17 protein-coding genes are annotated in these 16,819 nt (G+C 62.9%); 9 read left to right on the forward strand and 8 right to left on the reverse strand.

The features are described 5' to 3' along the window. Positions 1–9 precede the first annotated feature (9 nt). The 7 genes from RE429_RS09780 to RE429_RS09810 are packed head-to-tail and all read left to right on the forward strand — an operon-like array spanning position 10 to position 6,913. Positions 10–1,095, forward strand: coding sequence for an ABC transporter substrate-binding protein (locus tag RE429_RS09780; protein WP_414474083.1), 1,086 nt, complete (start codon positions 10–12; stop codon positions 1,093–1,095). A 29-nt stretch (positions 1,096–1,124) separates the two neighbouring features. Then, complete coding sequence (locus RE429_RS09785) at positions 1,125–2,201, forward strand: ABC transporter ATP-binding protein (protein WP_414474084.1); 1,077 nt, start codon at positions 1,125–1,127, stop codon at positions 2,199–2,201. After that, positions 2,198–3,055: an ABC transporter permease gene (locus RE429_RS09790; RefSeq protein ID WP_414474085.1), complete on the forward strand. Its 858-nt coding sequence runs from the start codon at positions 2,198–2,200 to the stop codon at positions 3,053–3,055. The genes RE429_RS09785 and RE429_RS09790 overlap by 4 nt, the downstream gene beginning before the upstream one ends. After that, positions 3,045–3,914: an ABC transporter permease gene (locus tag RE429_RS09795; protein WP_414474086.1), complete on the forward strand. Its 870-nt coding sequence runs from the start codon at positions 3,045–3,047 to the stop codon at positions 3,912–3,914. The genes RE429_RS09790 and RE429_RS09795 overlap by 11 nt, the downstream gene beginning before the upstream one ends. Positions 3,915–3,950: 36 nt before the next feature. After that, positions 3,951–4,931 (forward strand): succinylglutamate desuccinylase/aspartoacylase family protein, encoded by a 981-nt coding sequence (locus tag RE429_RS09800; RefSeq protein ID WP_414474087.1) that lies wholly within the window; start codon positions 3,951–3,953, stop codon positions 4,929–4,931. 9 nt (positions 4,932–4,940) lie between these two features. Continuing rightward, on the forward strand, positions 4,941–5,924 hold the full coding sequence (locus RE429_RS09805) for a succinylglutamate desuccinylase/aspartoacylase family protein (protein ID WP_414474088.1): 984 nt from the start codon (positions 4,941–4,943) through the stop codon (positions 5,922–5,924). Positions 5,925–5,926: 2 nt separating this feature from the next. Continuing rightward, positions 5,927–6,913: a succinylglutamate desuccinylase/aspartoacylase family protein gene (locus RE429_RS09810; protein WP_414474089.1), complete on the forward strand. Its 987-nt coding sequence runs from the start codon at positions 5,927–5,929 to the stop codon at positions 6,911–6,913. 46 nt (positions 6,914–6,959) lie between these two features. Here RE429_RS09810 and RE429_RS09815 read toward each other — a convergent pair whose 3' ends face one another. From RE429_RS09815 to RE429_RS09825, 3 genes are all read right to left on the reverse strand, one after another. After that, positions 6,960–7,520, reverse strand: a complete 561-nt coding sequence (locus RE429_RS09815; protein WP_414474164.1) for a hypothetical protein — start codon at positions 7,518–7,520, stop codon at positions 6,960–6,962. Between the two features lie 619 nt (positions 7,521–8,139). Continuing rightward, on the reverse strand, positions 8,140–8,724 hold the full coding sequence (locus RE429_RS09820) for a protein-S-isoprenylcysteine O-methyltransferase (RefSeq protein WP_414474090.1): 585 nt from the start codon (positions 8,722–8,724) through the stop codon (positions 8,140–8,142). After that, on the reverse strand, positions 8,724–9,953 hold the full coding sequence (locus tag RE429_RS09825) for a hypothetical protein (protein ID WP_414474091.1): 1,230 nt from the start codon (positions 9,951–9,953) through the stop codon (positions 8,724–8,726). Before RE429_RS09825 ends, RE429_RS09820 begins: the two co-directional genes overlap by 1 nt. A gap of 571 nt (positions 9,954–10,524) precedes the next feature. On the opposite strand from RE429_RS09825, the gene RE429_RS09830 reads away from it, so the two are divergent. After that, entirely contained in the window at positions 10,525–10,809 is a 285-nt protein-coding gene (locus RE429_RS09830; protein WP_414474092.1) for a hypothetical protein, read from the forward strand. 183 nt (positions 10,810–10,992) lie between these two features. Here RE429_RS09830 and RE429_RS09835 read toward each other — a convergent pair whose 3' ends face one another. The 4 genes from RE429_RS09835 to RE429_RS09850 form a co-directional block, all read right to left on the reverse strand. Continuing rightward, complete coding sequence (locus RE429_RS09835; RefSeq protein WP_414474093.1) at positions 10,993–12,117, reverse strand: NAD(P)/FAD-dependent oxidoreductase; 1,125 nt, start codon at positions 12,115–12,117, stop codon at positions 10,993–10,995. Between the two features lie 224 nt (positions 12,118–12,341). Then, positions 12,342–13,052 carry an aspartate/glutamate racemase family protein gene (locus RE429_RS09840; protein WP_414474094.1) on the reverse strand — a complete coding sequence of 237 codons (711 nt, stop codon included), beginning with the start codon at positions 13,050–13,052 and terminating at the stop codon, positions 12,342–12,344. Between the two features lie 52 nt (positions 13,053–13,104). Next, complete coding sequence (locus tag RE429_RS09845; RefSeq protein ID WP_414474095.1) at positions 13,105–13,644, reverse strand: carboxymuconolactone decarboxylase family protein; 540 nt, start codon at positions 13,642–13,644, stop codon at positions 13,105–13,107. A gap of 63 nt (positions 13,645–13,707) precedes the next feature. Continuing rightward, positions 13,708–14,496, reverse strand: coding sequence for a MetQ/NlpA family ABC transporter substrate-binding protein (locus tag RE429_RS09850; protein ID WP_414474096.1), 789 nt, complete (start codon positions 14,494–14,496; stop codon positions 13,708–13,710). 308 nt (positions 14,497–14,804) lie between these two features. Here RE429_RS09850 and RE429_RS09855 point away from each other — a divergent pair, with 308 nt between their 5' ends. Beyond that, positions 14,805–15,116, forward strand: a complete 312-nt coding sequence (locus RE429_RS09855; RefSeq protein WP_414474097.1) for a GntR family transcriptional regulator — start codon at positions 14,805–14,807, stop codon at positions 15,114–15,116. A gap of 244 nt (positions 15,117–15,360) precedes the next feature. On the opposite strand, the gene RE429_RS09860 is transcribed toward RE429_RS09855, so the two are convergent. Continuing rightward, positions 15,361–16,815 (reverse strand): GntP family permease, encoded by a 1,455-nt coding sequence (locus tag RE429_RS09860; protein ID WP_414474098.1) that lies wholly within the window; start codon positions 16,813–16,815, stop codon positions 15,361–15,363. Positions 16,816–16,819 lie beyond the last annotated feature (4 nt).

Here is a 16,819-nt window from a genome sequence, read left to right on the forward strand (position 1 = left end):
GAACACCTCATGGACGAGACGGTAAAGAATGGACTATCGCGCCGCGACCTGATCAAGGCGGGACTTGCACTGGTGGGCGGAACGGCCCTGACCGGCATGAGCAGCATCGAAGCCAAGGCTGCCAAAGATATCCGGATCATGATGGCGGGAGGATCCTGGAAGGATTGGGTCAGCAAGGTTTTCGCGGAGCCCTTCGCAAAGGACAACAAGGTCGAACTCGTCTGGAAGCTGGGCCTGTCGCAGGAACCCATCGTGATGGCGCAGCAGCGCAGGCCGCAATGGGACCTCATCCACACGGGGCAGACCAGGGCGGGCCAGCTGGGCGCCATGGGCCTCTACCTGCCCTGGACGGAAGACACCGTTCCGAACCTCGGCAAGATTCATCCCTCGTTCCGGTACGAGCATTTGGCCGGCAAGTGCCACACGCCCTACGGCCTGTGCGTCAACACTAAGCAGATCAAGCGGCCCATCACGTCCTGGACCGACATGTGGGATCCGGAATTCAAGGGCCGCGTGGCCTTCCCGGCCTGGGGCTGGATTGGCGACGAAGTCTTCCACGCGATCAATATCGCGTTCGGCGGCACTTCCGACAACATCGAGCCGGGCGTCGAGAAGTTCAAGGAACTGTTCGCCAAGAACAACTGTCGCATCATCAACAATGTCGAGCACACACGCCAGCTTCTCGAAGCGCAGGAAATCGTGCTCTGTCCGTATTTCGGCGCCCGTACCGAGCAGGCGGCCGCAGCCGGCGCTCCGGTCGAGTTCGTGATCCCGAAGGAAGGCGGCCTGTCCTGGATCTGGAATACCGCCATCATCGCGAACCGCCCCCAGGACAGCATCGATCTGTCGCGCAAGTTCGTGGGATCGACGCTCGATGCCGAGAAGCAGATCGAGTTCGCGCGCTTCACGGGATATCCGCCCACGAACATGGAGGCGATGAAGAACCTGCCGCCCGATCTCAAGAAGCTCGAGCTGAGCGACGAGCAGGTCGAGCTTCTCGGAAAACTGCAGCGTCAGGCGGACTACATGACCATGTTCGCCTATCGCGATCAGTATGCCGAGCGGTGGAACAAAGAAATCATCGCAGCGAAGTAACTCCCCATCAAGCTGGAAGGTGAGGCCACGTGCAGCCCGTTCTGAGACTCGAACAACTTGTCAAACGTTATGGAGCGACGACCGCTCTCGGACCGGTCGACATCCATGTCGACAAGGGTGAGCTGTTGACATTGCTGGGCCCGTCCGGGTGCGGCAAGACGACCACGCTGCACATCATCGCCGGCCTGACCACACCGACGGATGGAAAATTGCTCCTGGCGGGGAGGGACGTGACGAAGCTCGCCCCGCCTTATCGCGATATCGGCCTGGTCTTCCAGAACTATGCCCTGTTTCCTCACCGCACCATCGCCCAGAACGTGGCCTTCGGGCTACGCATGAGGAAGGTGCCGAAGGACGAGATCACCCGGCGCGTCCGGCATATGCTCGACGTCGTCGGGCTCCCCGGGGTCGAGGAGCGCTATCCCCATCAGCTCTCCGGCGGCCAGCGCCAGCGCGTCGCCCTCGCGCGGGCGCTGGTCATCGAGCCGTCGATCCTGCTGCTCGACGAGCCGCTCTCGAACCTCGACGCGCTGTTGCGCAAAAGAATGCGATACGAGCTTCGTGAAATTCAGCGTCGCCTCGGAATCACGACGGTCTTCGTCACGCACGATCAGGACGAGGCGTTCGAAATGTCCGACCGGGTCGTGCTCATGCATGCCGGCCATGTCGAGCAGGTCGGGACGCCCGAGGAACTCTACGATCGGCCGCAGACCCGCTTTGCCGCCGAGTTCATCGGCGAGGCCAGCCTGATCGAAGGCCGCATCGCCGAGAAGACGGGTGAAGACGTGCTGGTGGATGTGGGCCATGGGCTTCAGATCCCGGCTCGCGCGGTGAAACCCGACATGGCGGCCGGATCGGGCGCCGTCCTGATGACCCGGCCGGAACGGGTCGAGGTGGTTCAAGCGGGAGACAGCGGCAGCCTGCCCATGTCGATCACGAAGCGCGTCTTCCAGGGCGAGCGCATTCTTTTCGATCTTGCGGCACCCGGAGGTCAGGTCTTCCAGTCCTCCGTTCCGAGCGTCGAGAAGTTCAGGCGCATGCAGACGGGCGAGCGCGTCGGCGTCCGTCTTCAGGAATGCCGCGCCATTCCGGTGGGGCGGCCATGACCCGGGATCCTGGATCGCAAGCGAAGGCCTTCGCGGCAACGCTTCTTACCCCCATCGGCCTGCTCTATCTGGCGTTCCTGATCGCTCCCATCGGGTATTTTCTGTCCGTCAGCCTGCTGAAATATTCGCCGGAGCAGCTTTATCTGCCGCAGGTGACCACGGAGAACTACGAGCGCCTTCTGCTCGACGGCTATTACCGGCAGATCATCTACGACACCTTCCGCATCTCTGCCATCGTGACCGCGGTCACGGCGGTGCTCGGCTATGCTCTCGCCTATTTCCTGTCGCGGATGACATCCGCATGGCGCGGCTTGCTGATGTTCCTGGTCATCGCTCCGCTGATGACAGGCGTGATCGTGCGGACGTATGGCTGGATCGTGCTCCTCGGCAACGACGGACTCGTCAACCAGATCCTCCTCCGGCTCGGGATCGTCGATCAGCCGGTCGGCCTCCTGAACACCGAACCCACCGTGATCGTCGCGCTGATCCATATCATGCTGCCCTACATGGTGTTCCCGATCTTCTCCTCGCTTGCGAGCCAGGATCCTCATCTCGTGCCTGCCGCCAGCACGCTGGGGGCGCGTTCCATGCGCGCCTTCTTTGAGATCACGCTGCCCTTGAGCCGGTCCGGCATCGTCATGGGGGCGGCGCTCGTCTTCACCCTGACGGCGGGCTCCATCGTAACGCCCGAACTCCTCGGCGGCCGGAATGTCACGATGATGGGGCAGACGATCTACCAGCTCATCCTCTCGACCTTCAATTGGCCTCTCGGGGCCGCAGTCGCCGCCATCCTGGTTTTCTGCCAGTTCACCGTCATCTCGCTCTATTTCCGGAAGACGCGCCGTGGCTACTGATTATTCCTCACCCGCGTTGACGGCCTCCCGGCCGTCCCAAGGCCAGGCGATCGTCGAGCCGGCGGTCGATCTGACCCCGGTCCGAAAGTTCGCTTTCGGTCTTCTCGTCACGGCGCTCTACGTCTTTCTGCTCGCGCCGTTGCTGATCGTGATCGTCGCGTCGTTCAGCCCTGACCATGGCAATACCTATGCGCTGTCCCAGGCCTCGCTGCGCTGGTACCGTGAGTTCTTCGCCAGCGACAGCTTCGTCGACGCCTTCAAGTTCAGCATCGTTCTGGCTCTCGTCGCGTCCTGCATCGCGACGGCCATCGGCTTCATCACCGCCTACGGCATCGTCCGCTATATGGGTGGACGGCGGGAAATCGGACAATCCATGGCCATGCTGCCCATGATGGTGCCGCACATCCTGATCAGCCTGTCTCTCCTTCTGCTCCTGACCCAGCTTCCGCTTCCTGAACTGGCCGCCCTGGTGATCGGGCACGTGCTGATCTGTCTGCCGTTCACCATCGCGGGCATCATCGCCAGTCTCGAGGGTGTCGACAGCGATGTCGAGGCCGCGGCCTATACCCTCGGCGCGCCGCGCTGGCGTGTGCTGACGGAGGTGACGCTGCCGCTCGTCGCGCCAGGAGTGATCTCGGCGCTGATCTTCGCCTTCATCATTTCGTTCGGCGACGTCTACATCGCCCTCTTCCTGTCGGGTCCGGGAATGACGACCCTTCCCATCGAGATCTTCTCCTACATCCAGTGGGAAAGCTCGCCTGTCATCGCGGCCATTACGACATTGCAGATCGTCATGATCGTCCTGTTCGGCCTCTTGATCGAGCGGCTGGCCGGACTGCGCAAGACCATGCGCCTTTGAACTTCCAAATCGCGAGATCTATGAAAGGGAGTGACTATGGATATGATTGAAGTCGGCTCCGCGAGAGCGGACGGGCCCGGACGATTCGAGGGCATGCTGAAGGTCGGCGTGCATCCGGACGGAGCGCCCGTCGAGATCCCCGTCATCATTGTTCGCGGGAAGGAACCGGGACCCGTCCTGTGGATGCATGCCTGCGTCCATGGCGACGAGTATTGCGGAACCTACAACGTCCACGCCTTTCTCCGGTCGCTCGATCCGGCGGAGGTCCATGGGGCCGTCATCGCCCTCCCCATTCTCAATATCACGGCCTTCCGCGCCTATCGCCGCATGAGCCCGTTCGAAGGCTTCAACAACGGCGACATGAACCGCTGCTTCCCCGGCAACCCCAAAGGCGGGTTCACCGAGCAGATGGCTCATGCGGTCTATACGCAGCTGAAGCGCCATGCGACGCATCTGATCGATTTCCACACCGCCTTCACGGCCAACACCCGTTGGGCGCTCTATGCGGATACGGGCGGCGAGGTGAGCGCCGCCGGCCGCCGGATGGCGGAGGCCTTCGGGTATGAGAACACATTGCCGACCCCTAAGGGCACACTTGTGGGCTCGGCCATGATGACCGCCGCGGCCGACGGCATCCCGGCCTATATCGCTGAAGCGGGCGGCGTCGGCACGGCATTCACGCCCGAAACCGTCGCCGATGTGGCCGAGCGTCTGCGCAACGTGGCGCGCGCCATCGGCCTGCTCGAGGGCGAGGTCACCGATTACGGACCGCTGACGCTGTTCTCGAACTTCCATTGGGCGAACGCCCCGCGCGGCGGCCTGTTCACGCCGGCGGTGTCCTGCGGCGAGACGATCGGCGAGGGCGATGTCGTGGGAACCTACTACGACCTGTTCGGCGACAATGCGGGAGACGTGTACTCCCCGGCGTCCGGCATCGTCCTGGCGCACCACCCGGGCCCGATCATTCCTCAGGGCGACGTTCTCATCCACATCGGCCTCAACCCCAAGCGCGCGTGAGCCATTGTCATGTCGAAAGAAATTATTGTCGGTACGGCCCATTCCAAAGGTCCTGGCGTCACGAAGGGCGTCCTGCGCGTCGGCGACGCTCCGGACGGATCGCCCCTGAATGCTCCGGTCATCATCGTTCAGGGCGAGAAGGACGGCCCCGTCGTCTGGTTGCACGGCTGCGTGCACGGAAACGAATATTCCGGCACCTACATCATTCATGGGCTCGTGCGGGATCTCGATCCCTCAAAACTGAGCGGGACGGTCGTCGCATTGCCGGTTCTCAACGTCTCCGCCTTCCGGTCCAAGCAGCGCATGAGCCCTTACGAGGGCTACAATGGCGGCGATCTGAACCGTCAGTTTCCCGGCGATGCCGGTGGAACGCTGACGCAGCAGATGGCCTATGAGCTGTTCGAGCCGCTCAAGCGCTACGCCGATGTTCTGATCGACTTCCACACGGCGCTGACACCCGATGTGCGCTGGGCTCTGTTCCCGCGTGTGGACGGGGAGGCGGGCGTTCTGTCGGAGAAGGTGGCGCGGGCCTTCGGCTATCGCGATACCCTGCCGGCCCCGGATACGATCCTGGCCGGTTCGGCCATGATGACGGCCGCCAAGGCGGGCATTGCGAGCTTCATCGTGGAGTGCGGCGGCAAGAACCGTTCCTTCACGGACGAGTCCGTCGCCGACGCCGTCGGCCGATTGCACAATGTGCTTCGTGCCCTTGGCATGGAGGAGGGCGACGTCGCTCCGCAGGAGCCGATGAACTACTTCTCCAACTTCGAGTGGGTGACCGCCACCGATGGCGGACTTTTCCAGCGCAGCGTCCGATGCGGCGATACGGTGGAGGAGGGAAGCGTCATCGGGCACTATTACGATGTCTTCGGCAATCCCCGTGCCCAGGCGCGAAGCCCGAAGGCCGGCATCGTTCTGGCGATCCATCCGGGGCCGGTCATGGCGACCGGCGAGACACTGATCCATATCGGCCTCGAACCCAAGGCGGCCTGACGATGACGCTTCCCGGCCTGAAGGCTCAAGCGGTTGGAACGGCTCCCTTCGAGCCGGGTCGCCTCACGACAGGAGAACTGACCCTGGCCCATCAGATCGATGGGCCGGTCACGGCGCCGATCATGATCGCAACAGGCGCCGGGCCCGGACCCATCCTATGGGTCCAGGCTGCGATCCATGGCGGGGAGATCGGCGGAACGCTGGGGATCGCCCGCTGTCTCGAGCGTCTCGATCTCCAGACCATGCCCGGCGCCATCGTCGGCGCGCTGGCTGCGAACCCTCTGGCATTCCGGACGCAGACCCGCAATACGCCGGTCGACGGCGAGAACATGAACCGCCTCTTTCCCGGGGCGGCCAATGGCACCATCACCCGGCAGATGGCGCTGGCGCTCATGGAAACGGCGATGGCGAGCGCCGACATCGTCATGGATCTTCATTCCGGGGGGCACGAAGCGATCGTGCCGTTCTACAGCCTCTACTGGGAGGATGGATCCGACGCTTCGCAAAAGGCCAGGGCTTACGCCCGCAGCGCCGCGACCGACGTCGTCTGGGCGGCGCGGGACGAGTGGCTTTCCGGCGCCATGTTCACGCAGCTGACCCGGCGGGGCGTGCCCGCCCTCATCGTCGAATGTGGCGGTGCAGGAATCTCCGAAGCTCACATCGAGTCCTTCGCGCAAGCCATCGAAGGAGTTGCTCGCGCGGCCGGGATACTTCCCGGGGGGGCGGTCCGTCAGGAGCGATACCGGACGATCGGCTCCTGCGACCTCGCATATACGCGCCATGGAGGCTTCTTCATTCCGGCGTGCGAAGCAGGCGGCACACTGGAACAGGGCAGGGAAGTCGGTCGTGTCGTCGATGTCTATGGGCGAACCCAAGAGACCATCGTGACACCGAAGAGGGCGTACATTGCGGCTGTCGGACGGCCCTATCTGCCGGTTCAATCGGGCGCGATGGTCGCTGAGCTGAACGACGATCACGGGTGGGGTTGAGACGACGAGCGAACGGGAAGGCGGCCCGACAAGCGATGCTCCAGCCTCACGAGGCGTTCCGGTCACCGTTCAGGTTTCGCATCTGGTTGATGAAATCCGCCGGATAGAGCAGCGTCGACGATGGCGTTTTCAACCCCATATATCGCGCAATGTCGGCCACGAACGCGTTGCAGTTATAGACTGTCGCGCTCCAAAGGGGCGAGTTGGCCTGCAACTTCCTGATGAATGCAGTGACCCTTTCGTAGTCTGCCGCGCTGAGAACGACACGATAACGCGCCGAGACATACTTCTCCTCGAGATCGCCATCGCTGGGTCCCGTCTCCGACGGCACCGGGACGACGTGTCCGATCATCCAGGGAACAGGGCTGTCGCCCGCGGGATGCAAGCCTGCCACCTCCCGATCCGTGATCTGGCCGCGGCGATCCAGCCGACCGAACATCGCGAAGGTATGTCCATAGCTCAGGGCGTATCGCGACCGAAACTCGATGAAGTACTGTCCCGCTGGCGCCTGAACGGCTTTCTTACCTTTCGTTCCGTTGGTCGAAGCGAACTCGGTGCGGGGTGCGTTTGGAGAATCGGAGGTGCGCGCACTTGCGGCCGTGAGCATTGCTGCTGCCGAAAGCGAGAAGATCCAAACGCCCAACTTTCGGGTCCGATGCTCCGGGCTCTTCATGATATACTGCATTGGTCGCTCTCATGTCATTCAAGCGTGCGTCCGGGGTCGCGAAGATCGCTCCTCGACGCCAATAACAGTCTAAACATACGGAAGTAGAGCGATGACTTTTAGGCAAGAGGATTGACTTTTGCCAATCCTCCCAAGGATAATTACCCCTTCCGGACGATCGGCTCGGCTGGCGGTGGCGCGGGAGGTGGAGCTTTTCCTTTGCCTATACCTACGCAGGCGGAAACAGAGAGAACCACGAGAGCGACGGCTGAAATTGCAGCAAATCTCGGCATTGCAAGACTCCCCTTATCAACCTAGGAATTGTACCGTAACCGCGAAGTTCTTTCCCGTGGCAAAAGAGGCAATTCCGGGCGAGCTTGGCTACTCTTTTGAATGGCTGTGGGAAACGCCGAGGGTAGATCGTACGAACGGTCGTCGTCCTCCCGAATTCAAAAGGCATTTCTGAAGGATGTACGCCTGAGGAGGTGTAGAGCAGCGTGCGAAGACGTGGGAACCGGTTCTTCGCGAAGAACGATGCGTCATCAAAGAGAGAGAGCAAGCATTAGAGAAGCCAGGGGATCAGGCGCGTGGTTCGCGCCATGTAATCCTGATAGGCTGCCCCAAACGCCTCGGTCATGAGGCGCTCCTCCTTGGCGATCCTGAACATATAGAGTGTGCCGAATCCGACGATGCCCGAAAGACCGGCCACGAGGTTGGGCAACAAGAGCGCCTGCGCGATCGCCCACAACCAGAATGCCGTGTACATCGGATGGCGGATGTAGCGATAGACCCCGTCGGTCACGAGTTTATGGCGTTCGCGAACTTCGAGCGTTACCGACCAGTTGCGCCCTAATGCCTTATGCGTGATACGGAACATGGCCAGCGCCGAGACAACGGCGGCGATGCCGATATAGGCTTGGGCAGGTCGGAAGGTGTAGGCGGCAAACTTGGGAAAACCCGTCGCAATGTAAATGAACGGGACGATTCCAAGGCCTGTGAGAGAAATCAGGAGAAGAGCCATTTCGCGAGGGCCGCGCGAACTGCGCGCAACGGGAGTCCGCCGGGACCTTCGGACATGGGGCATACGGATCACGTACCAGCCGACCGCAAGGAGAATGTAAGCGATCTTGGCGATCATGGGCGTCATCAACAGCTTGCTTTCACGGGAGCTTCAAGGATTGACGAGGCGTCCTTTGTCCTTTCAAGGAGTGCCCCGTCGAAACCGATCGCGGATATGGCTCCATCCGCATACCCGACCTGACGTTCGACGGAAAGCGGCCCACAGAGGAGCATGAAATAATCATAGGCCGCGCGTCGGTCGTTGCCATTGACGAACTGGCAATGAACCTTGAAGAAATTGCGCCGGATGCGCCGGTATCGGGCAGGCTGGACCATGCGTCGGATGCGTACGACGCGGACGACCGGTCGCCCCGAGGAAGGAAGGCCCATCGCAGCGACGGGGTTCGTCTTATAGAAATTCATCACATCGGTGAGCGCCTGATACTCGGCCCAGAAGATCTGCGATGCGGACGCCACGCCCGCGACGCCTGCGCGGAAGCGCGTCGCTCCACGGTGCAATCCGATTTTCAGAAGCGAGGAGCCGATAGACGCGAAGGCAATCCGAGGACGGACCTCGCCGAGGTCCGGCTGAAGCCGCAGAGCCCGATCGAGTAAGTCAACCGCAAGCACGGCGCCAAGGCTATGGCCGGTCACCAGGATCTCGTCGGCTCCGCCCCTGCGTCCACGCGCGGCAAGCTCGCAGGCGACTCGCTCGAGCCGAGGGTCGAGCACGGAATGGCCTCGTCGGATGTAGTCCCGGGAGAAGATCCAGTCGTCGAACAGGAGGGGGAGATAGAGCCGTTTCGCAGGCCATTGTATCAGGAGCACGAACGCACCAAGGCCTGCCCCTGCTCCGATGAGCGAGGAGCCGGCGGTTCGGGCCGCAAGACCCGCCACAAGCCACGCCAGGACGGCGAGAACGCCGAAGAGAACGAACGGATAGAGAAAAAATGCCGCGTAGCGCCAGTTCGACCGTAAATAGCCCCAGAGTGCACCAGCCTGGACGAAATCCAGAAACGCCAGCAGCGCAAGCGGGATGCGACGCCACATGGGCCGCAGCGCCGCCGCGGCGATGACATCGTCCCAGCGCACGAGCCGATACTCGGTCTCGACGCGCCAGTTCGGGCCTGACGCAACCACGCGCCAGGATGCGATATCCGGTTCGATGTTCGGCTCGGACACAAAGGCCGCCACGGACCATGTCCGCTCGAACCGGCGCAGCTCCCGCACGAAACGCCGATAGGCTTCTTGTGGCGCGACCGGATCATATCCCCCCAAGTGGTAGACGAGGCGCTTGGTTTCGGCGGTTTCCCCCATGCCTTCCCCCGGCCATGGACCGCAACCCCACCGATCCATGGCGGAGTGGGAGCCATTATCTAACGGGCCATGGATTGCATTCTCACGATTGCGGGACTTGAAGGCATCCGCTCTAAGGTAGATGCGGCAGCGAAATTTAGAGTTATGAAACAGTCGACGGTCCGTCCTGCGGGGCGGGATTTCGCCGGCGCCATCCGGCGCATGTGCCGAACGCGATGGTTCCACGCCCGCAAACCGCCACGCCACGGATCGGTCGGGAACGCATTCCGGCCCTGGATTCCTCCTCTTCTCGTCTTGAAGGCTTGGAGATCGGGTTCGCCGGGCCGTTCCTTTCGGTTCCACGGCCTGTTGCCTTAAAGTGGTAAATCGCTGTCCCAAGCGGACAAGCACGCCCAATTGCCTGGTCCTATGGTACCGTTTTGGCGTGACGACCGCCTGGGGCCATGGCGATCCCGGCAAGGCGTCCGATCGAGCCATCCGGGACGTCCCGCAAGCGCTCGCCCCGAGTGTGCTCCAGGGCCCGGCCCGCCGCTCCATTGGCAAGTCGTCGATCTCTCAACGGGAGGCACGGATGGAACAGATCCTCATCAATCTGATCGCGGGCGCGGCGGGAGGCGGAGCAGCCGGGAAGGCATCCCCGAATTTTGACCTGGGCACTGCCGGAAATCTCATTGCAGGCGCTGTCGGCGGTGGCGTTCTCGGACAGATCGTGTCCCTTGCCATGCCGGCCATCAGTGCATCGTTCGCGAGCGGCAATTTCAGTGTCGGGGGAGTTATCGCCAACCTGGTCAGCGGCGGTGCCGGCGGCGCTATTCTGACCGTCCTCATCGGTGCGCTCAAGAACAGGGCCGCTTGAGGAGCGCTCTGCTCAACGGGTTCGGCGCATGCTGTCGCCCTTGCCCTCCGCTGGTGAGGCACCGCACGTGCGATCATCGAGATCGGGACATTTGCGGCAGGCCGGGGCCGGCGCTCTCACATACCCACCATCGTCATGTCCGGCCTCGAGCCGGGGATCCACGTCTGCCCATACGCAAAAGCGCTACGCTTGCGCGATGTCCGGGGACAAGAGGCGGTCGGGCCGGAATCCGGCGAGAGCCGCCTCCGGACCCGCATCGAGCAGTTCCGCCGCGACCATGGAACCGATTGCAGGTGCCAGGGTGACTCCGCTGTGCATGATCGCAACATAGTATCCGTCGATGCCCGGGACAGGCCCGACCGCCGGGAGCCCATCCGCCGGAATGGCTCGTATTCCAAGTCTGACTTCGTCGGCCTTGGCAGAAGCCAGCGCCGGGATAACGCGACTCGCTTCCCCGATGAGATCGGTGGCCTCCGGCATTGCGGCATGGATCACCGCATCAGGACCAAGAGCGTGGATCGCATCATTCCTGCAGACCAGAATCCTGCCGGACGGGTCGGGCCTGATGTGACAGCGTGGCGTAAACAGGACACGGTCCAGGCGAACGTCCGGTGCCCGCACATACACGAGCAAGCCGTAGCTGGGATCCATCGGAATGCGGAGCATCTCCGGAAGGACAGGATCATCGGCCCATCGACCCATGCAATTGACGACCATGTCGGCCGGATAGGAGGTGCCGTTCTCCGTCCTGACACCCACGACCTTCTGACCGGCCCACGCGGCGCCGATCACGCGTGTCTTCGTCACGACTGTCGCACCAAGCGCCGTGGCCGCTGCGAGCAGCCCTCGCACATATGAGCTTGTGTCGATCCACCCTTCCTCGGGAAACAGGGCGACGGGAGCATCTCCTATGGCGGCCGGATCGATGGATGGAACGAGACGGACGGCCTCATCGGCTGTGATCCAGCGTGCATCGTAGCCCCAGCCGAGAAGGCGTCCGACATTTGCGACATGGGCGTCCCGGCCGGCTGGGCCGCGCCACTCCAAGCAACCGGACACGTGGTACCAACCACCATCGAGCTCTTCGGCCAGGAGCCTGTGGGCGGCCATCCCGGCGATGTTGAGATCGTGATACCCGCGTGGACTTTTGTCGTGTGCGTTGACCCACGCGAACGTGTTCGAGGATGTCCCCCCACCGGCGTTCCCGGCCTCGATGACGGTCACCTTCGCGCCCCCTCGTGCAAGCCGGAACGCGACCGAGGCTCCGATCACTCCTGCGCCGATGACGATGATCGATCGTTGGAACACGGTCCCTTCCTTCTTGCTCGGATGACCGCACGAACGGCGGCGATGTCTGTGAGGCGCTGGAGCTGTCGCGTTACCGAAAGGACCGACGCGTCTGAAGATCGGTTCCGTTCAGGCTCGTTTCCCGCTGTGCGCCGAGAACCAGGTGGAGGATCCGACGCAGTCGAGCCTGGAGCCATGGACCCATCGCGTATCCCGCCTTTCCGGTCTATCCACCCGGCGATCCATTAAAACTTCGCATAGCGGCGCGGCCTGAGCCCCGCATGGAACCAGTTTACAAGCGAGACGGTATCGTAAACCGGCAGGCCGACCGCATCGCTGATGTCCGCCGTGAACGGGGCCAGATTCGTGCATTCCGACACGAGCGCCCCGATCTCGGGATGTTCCGACACGAAGCGTTTGGCGACGTCCACGACCTCGGACCTGAGCGTTTCATAGGGGACGCTGGTGTCGCCATGCTTGATCCACCGGACGAAGTCCGAACTCTGAGGCATGCCGGCGACAGGGGTATCCTGCGGAATGCCGACGGCATCGAAATATCGTCCGTTCAGGACTTCGCCGTTATAGGTCAGCACGCCGACGCGCTTGCCCGTCGGGATCAGTTGCTGGACCATGGACACTTGAAGCAGGCTGCTGGTCGCGACCGGAACAGAGCAAAAGTCGGCAAGCTCCCGTTGATAGATCGAAAGAAACCCGCATGTCGTGGTGATTCCGTCGACCCCCGCGTCGATCAGCTCTTGCGCGGCTCTCTTGAAAGGCTCGAGCAGGCTCACATTGTGAAGGTCGGTCATGCCGGTGGGAACCGCGTCCTTGACGATCTTGTACTGGACCGGAAAATCCCATGTTCCGGCATTGCCGATGTCGCCGAGGTAGCGTTGAAAGCTCGTGTTGACCATCAGGATCCCGACGGTCACGCCATAAAATGTCTTCTTACGCATGTCCTATCCACTTACGGAATGAGGCCGCATGTCCATCGTCCGCTGCGATGCTTCAGGCAGGCTCCGGCTCCACGACGAACGGCTCAAGGTATTCATCCAAGTTGACCTCGAGAACGGAGTTGAAGATGTTGGTCGCTACCATCGTTCCGGCAAAGCCAATCAGAGTCACGATTCCGGCGTCATCGAAGTGCTGCCTGAGTTCCTGCCAGATGCTGTCGGAGAGTGTCCCCCGCCTTTCCCCGATGGCTTGGCCAACCTTGAGGAGGGCAGCCTCGATCGCAGTGGGAGTGAAATCCCGCGGCTCAATTCCTTCCTCTTTCAAAAGGCGTCGGAAGAATGTGGCGCACAGGACGCAATCCGAACCTGTCGAGATGGCGTAGGCGAAGACGTTGAAGGCCCGGACCCCGACAAGGTCTTTCGCCGCTTTCTGCAAGTCGTAGAAACCTTTGTATGTTCTATAGGCGGGGAGGGAGTGCAGGATCGCCTTCTTCATGTTCGTGACTTGGCCCACGCGGGCGATCTCGTCATTGTAGGCGGCAATCTGCTCGGGGCTTCCATGCCCCTCTTCGACGGCGCTGACCTTGCTCATCATGACCTCATGTTTCCAGGGTGGAATGTTCTCGTCGCTCAGCCTTCGGGCCGGTGATGACGATTTTTACCATGCGGGAATGACCGTCCCGTTGAACCGCTGAACGATGTAGTTCTTGATCGGGTCGGACTCGAAGACCGCGATGAAGCGCTTGATCCGCGGATCGTCGACTTTGTCGTTGCGCGCGCTCCAGACGATGGCCCACGGCGACGTCTTGTCCTCCAGCATGATGGCGTTCTTCGGATCGAGATCGGCCAGGACGCCTTTGTTGAGGGTCACAAAGGCGGCTCCAAGATCTCCCAACGAGCGCGGCAGCATGATCTCGTCGAGGAGAACGATATCGAGGTTCCTGGGGTTTTCGGAAATGTCACGGACGCTGGCGTTGATCGAGGCCGGATCCTTGAGCTTGATCAACCCGGCCTTCTGAAGCAGCGCCAGGGCGCGGGATTCATTGGCCGGATCGTTGGGGATGCCGATCTTGGCTCCGTTCGGGATCTCGGCGATCGCCTTGTATTTCGCCGAGTAGATGCCGCCGGGCGCGACGTAGGCAGGCTTGATCGCAACGATCTTGTATCCGCGCGACTCGTTTTGCCTCTGCATGTAGGGCACATGCTGGAAGTTGCTGACGTCGATGTCGCCCGCCTGCGTGGCTTCGTTGATCTGGGTCGGCTCGGTGAATTCGGTCACCTCGACATTGAAGCCGTCGGCATTGGCCTTCTTGGCAGCCTCTTTCAGGAAATCGGCAAATGGTCCCGGAGACGCCCCGACCCGGAGGGCACCGTCGGCCGCATAGGACACGCTGCTGAGAGCCATCAGAACGGCTGCGGCGACGCTGTGGAGGATCCGGAGCTTCATGGGTTTGTTCTCCTGGCGAGCGGCTCGGATACGTCTGGACGAGCGACGCCTTCCGCTTCGAATGTCGATTGCATACAATGATCAGGCCGCCATAGACTGACCTGATCGGTTCGGAAGAGAGGACGCCTTAGAGGAATACGCTTCTAAATAGCGAACGAATCGTACGTTAAAACGAACATCATGGTGCAATCAAGCCCTTTTCTGTGTTTTTCTGCCGTGCGAGGGAGCTGTCTTGGGCGAAGCGCCCTGTGAAGGCGTGACGAGGCGTGACGAGGTCGCGGCAGGGACGAGAAGGGCAGGGGCGTGCAATGATCGGGAACGGGGAACCATCGTCGCTTGTCCATGCCGGATCCGATGGGGGGGCGGTGCGGGTTGCGGCTCGGCCGCTGCCGCAACAGATCGCTGCGCACCTGCGCGACCTGATCATTCATGATGTGCTCAAACCAGGCGAGCGGATCCGCGAGGTGCCGCTTGCGGCGGAACTCAACGTTTCCCGGACCCCCTTGCGCGATGCCCTGAAGATCCTTGCCGTCGAGCGGCTGGTCGATCTCGCTCCCAATCGCGGTGCCATCGTCACGGATCCGAGCATCGAGGAGATGCGCGATCTGCTGCGGGTCTAATCCTCGCTGGAGGCCTTAGGTGCGCAAATGGCCTGCGAACGGGCGCAGCCGGCCGATGTCGAAGCGATTCATGGCTGGCAGAACGAGATGTTGGCCGCATTCGAGCGGAATGACCGTCTCCGCTAATTCGGGCTCCGGCATCGGACGGGACATCGCACCCGCATCCGATGGTGTCGGTCTCTGGTCTTGTACATCCTTTCACGCAAAACCGGTTCCCGCTCTTTTGTCCGATGCTCTCGTGCCCTCAGAACGAGCCGAACAGCGAGCCGAAGACGATCACCGCCGTCAGCGCCAGCAGCGAGCTGACGATCCCGACCATGACGATGTCGAAATAGCTCTCGCGGTGGCTCGAGCCGCACAGGGCGAGCAGGGACACCACCGCGCCGTTGTGCGGCAGGATGTCGAGCGTGCCGGAGCCGATGACCGCGACGCGATGCAGGAGGGCGGGATCGATGCCGAGCTGCGCGGCCAGGGTCATGTAGGTCCCGCCGAGGGCGTCGAGCGCGATCGTCAGACCGCCCGAGGCGGATCCGGTCAGCGCGGCGAGCACGTTCGTGGCCACCGCCAGCGACACGAGCGGCCCACCTCCGATCGTCAGCACCCAGTCCCGGACCAGCGCGAATGCGGGAAGGGCCGCGATGACGGCGCCGAAGCCGACCAGGCTCGCGATGCTCATCGCCGGCAGAACGGATGCATTGGCCCCCGCGTCCATGCTCTCGCGCAGGGACGGCAGGCGGCCGCGGTTGAGGGCGACGAGGACCAGGATCGCGGCCGCCAGGGCGACCACGACCGACCACACGCCGGCCACCGCCGACAGGGAGGTGGCGCCCCAGCGCTCCTCGGCGAGATACGAGACGTCGAGACGCGGCAGAACGACGAGGGACATCAGGAGATTGACGGCGATCACCACGACCAGGGGCAGACCGGCCCGCAGCGCGGATGGCGGCTTGGGGCTGGGCCGGCCGTGCGCCATCTCGGCGGGGTCGAACTCGCGTGCGGTCGTCGCCCGCTCCCGCACCATCTCGTCGCTGGCCGCGGCATCGGGGGTGACGGGCGCATCCGTGCCGTAGCCTTCGCCGGTCCGGCGGGCCGCGGCCGCGGCCCGCTGCAGCCACCACAGACCGACCGCCAGGACGACCGCGGCCGCGATGAGCCCCAGTCCGGGCGCGGCAAACGGCGTGGTGCCGAAGAAGGGCATCGGGATCGCGTTCTGGATGGCCGGCGTGCCGGGCAGCGCCGTCATGGTGAAGGTCGAGGTGCCGAGAATGATCGCGGCGGGCATCAGCCGCCGCGGAATGCCCGCGGCGCGAAACAGCGCCTGCGCCATCGGGACCAGGACAAAGAAGGCGACGAACAGGGAGACGCCGCCATAGGTCACCAGGGCGCCGGCGAGCACGACCGCAAGGATGGCCCGGTCCTTGCCGAGCCGGGCCGTCATGACGTCGGCGATCGCCGTGACCGACCCGCTGTCGTTCATGAGCTTGCCGAACAGCGCTCCCAGCAGGAACAGCGGGAAGAACTGTGCCAGGAAGCGCGCGGCGCTGCCCATGAAGGTCTGCGTCCAGCTTGCCAGCAAGGGCTCGCCGGCGAACGCGGCCGCGATCAGAGCCGCAGCGGGCGAAAGCAGCAGCACGCTCCAGCCGCGGAACGCGAGCCAGATGAGGAGGCCGAGGCCGAGCAGGATCCCGAGAAGCCCCATGGCG

The sequence above is a fragment of the Microvirga sp. M2 genome (assembly GCF_047497095.1).
Lineage (GTDB): Bacteria > Pseudomonadota > Alphaproteobacteria > Rhizobiales > Beijerinckiaceae > Microvirga.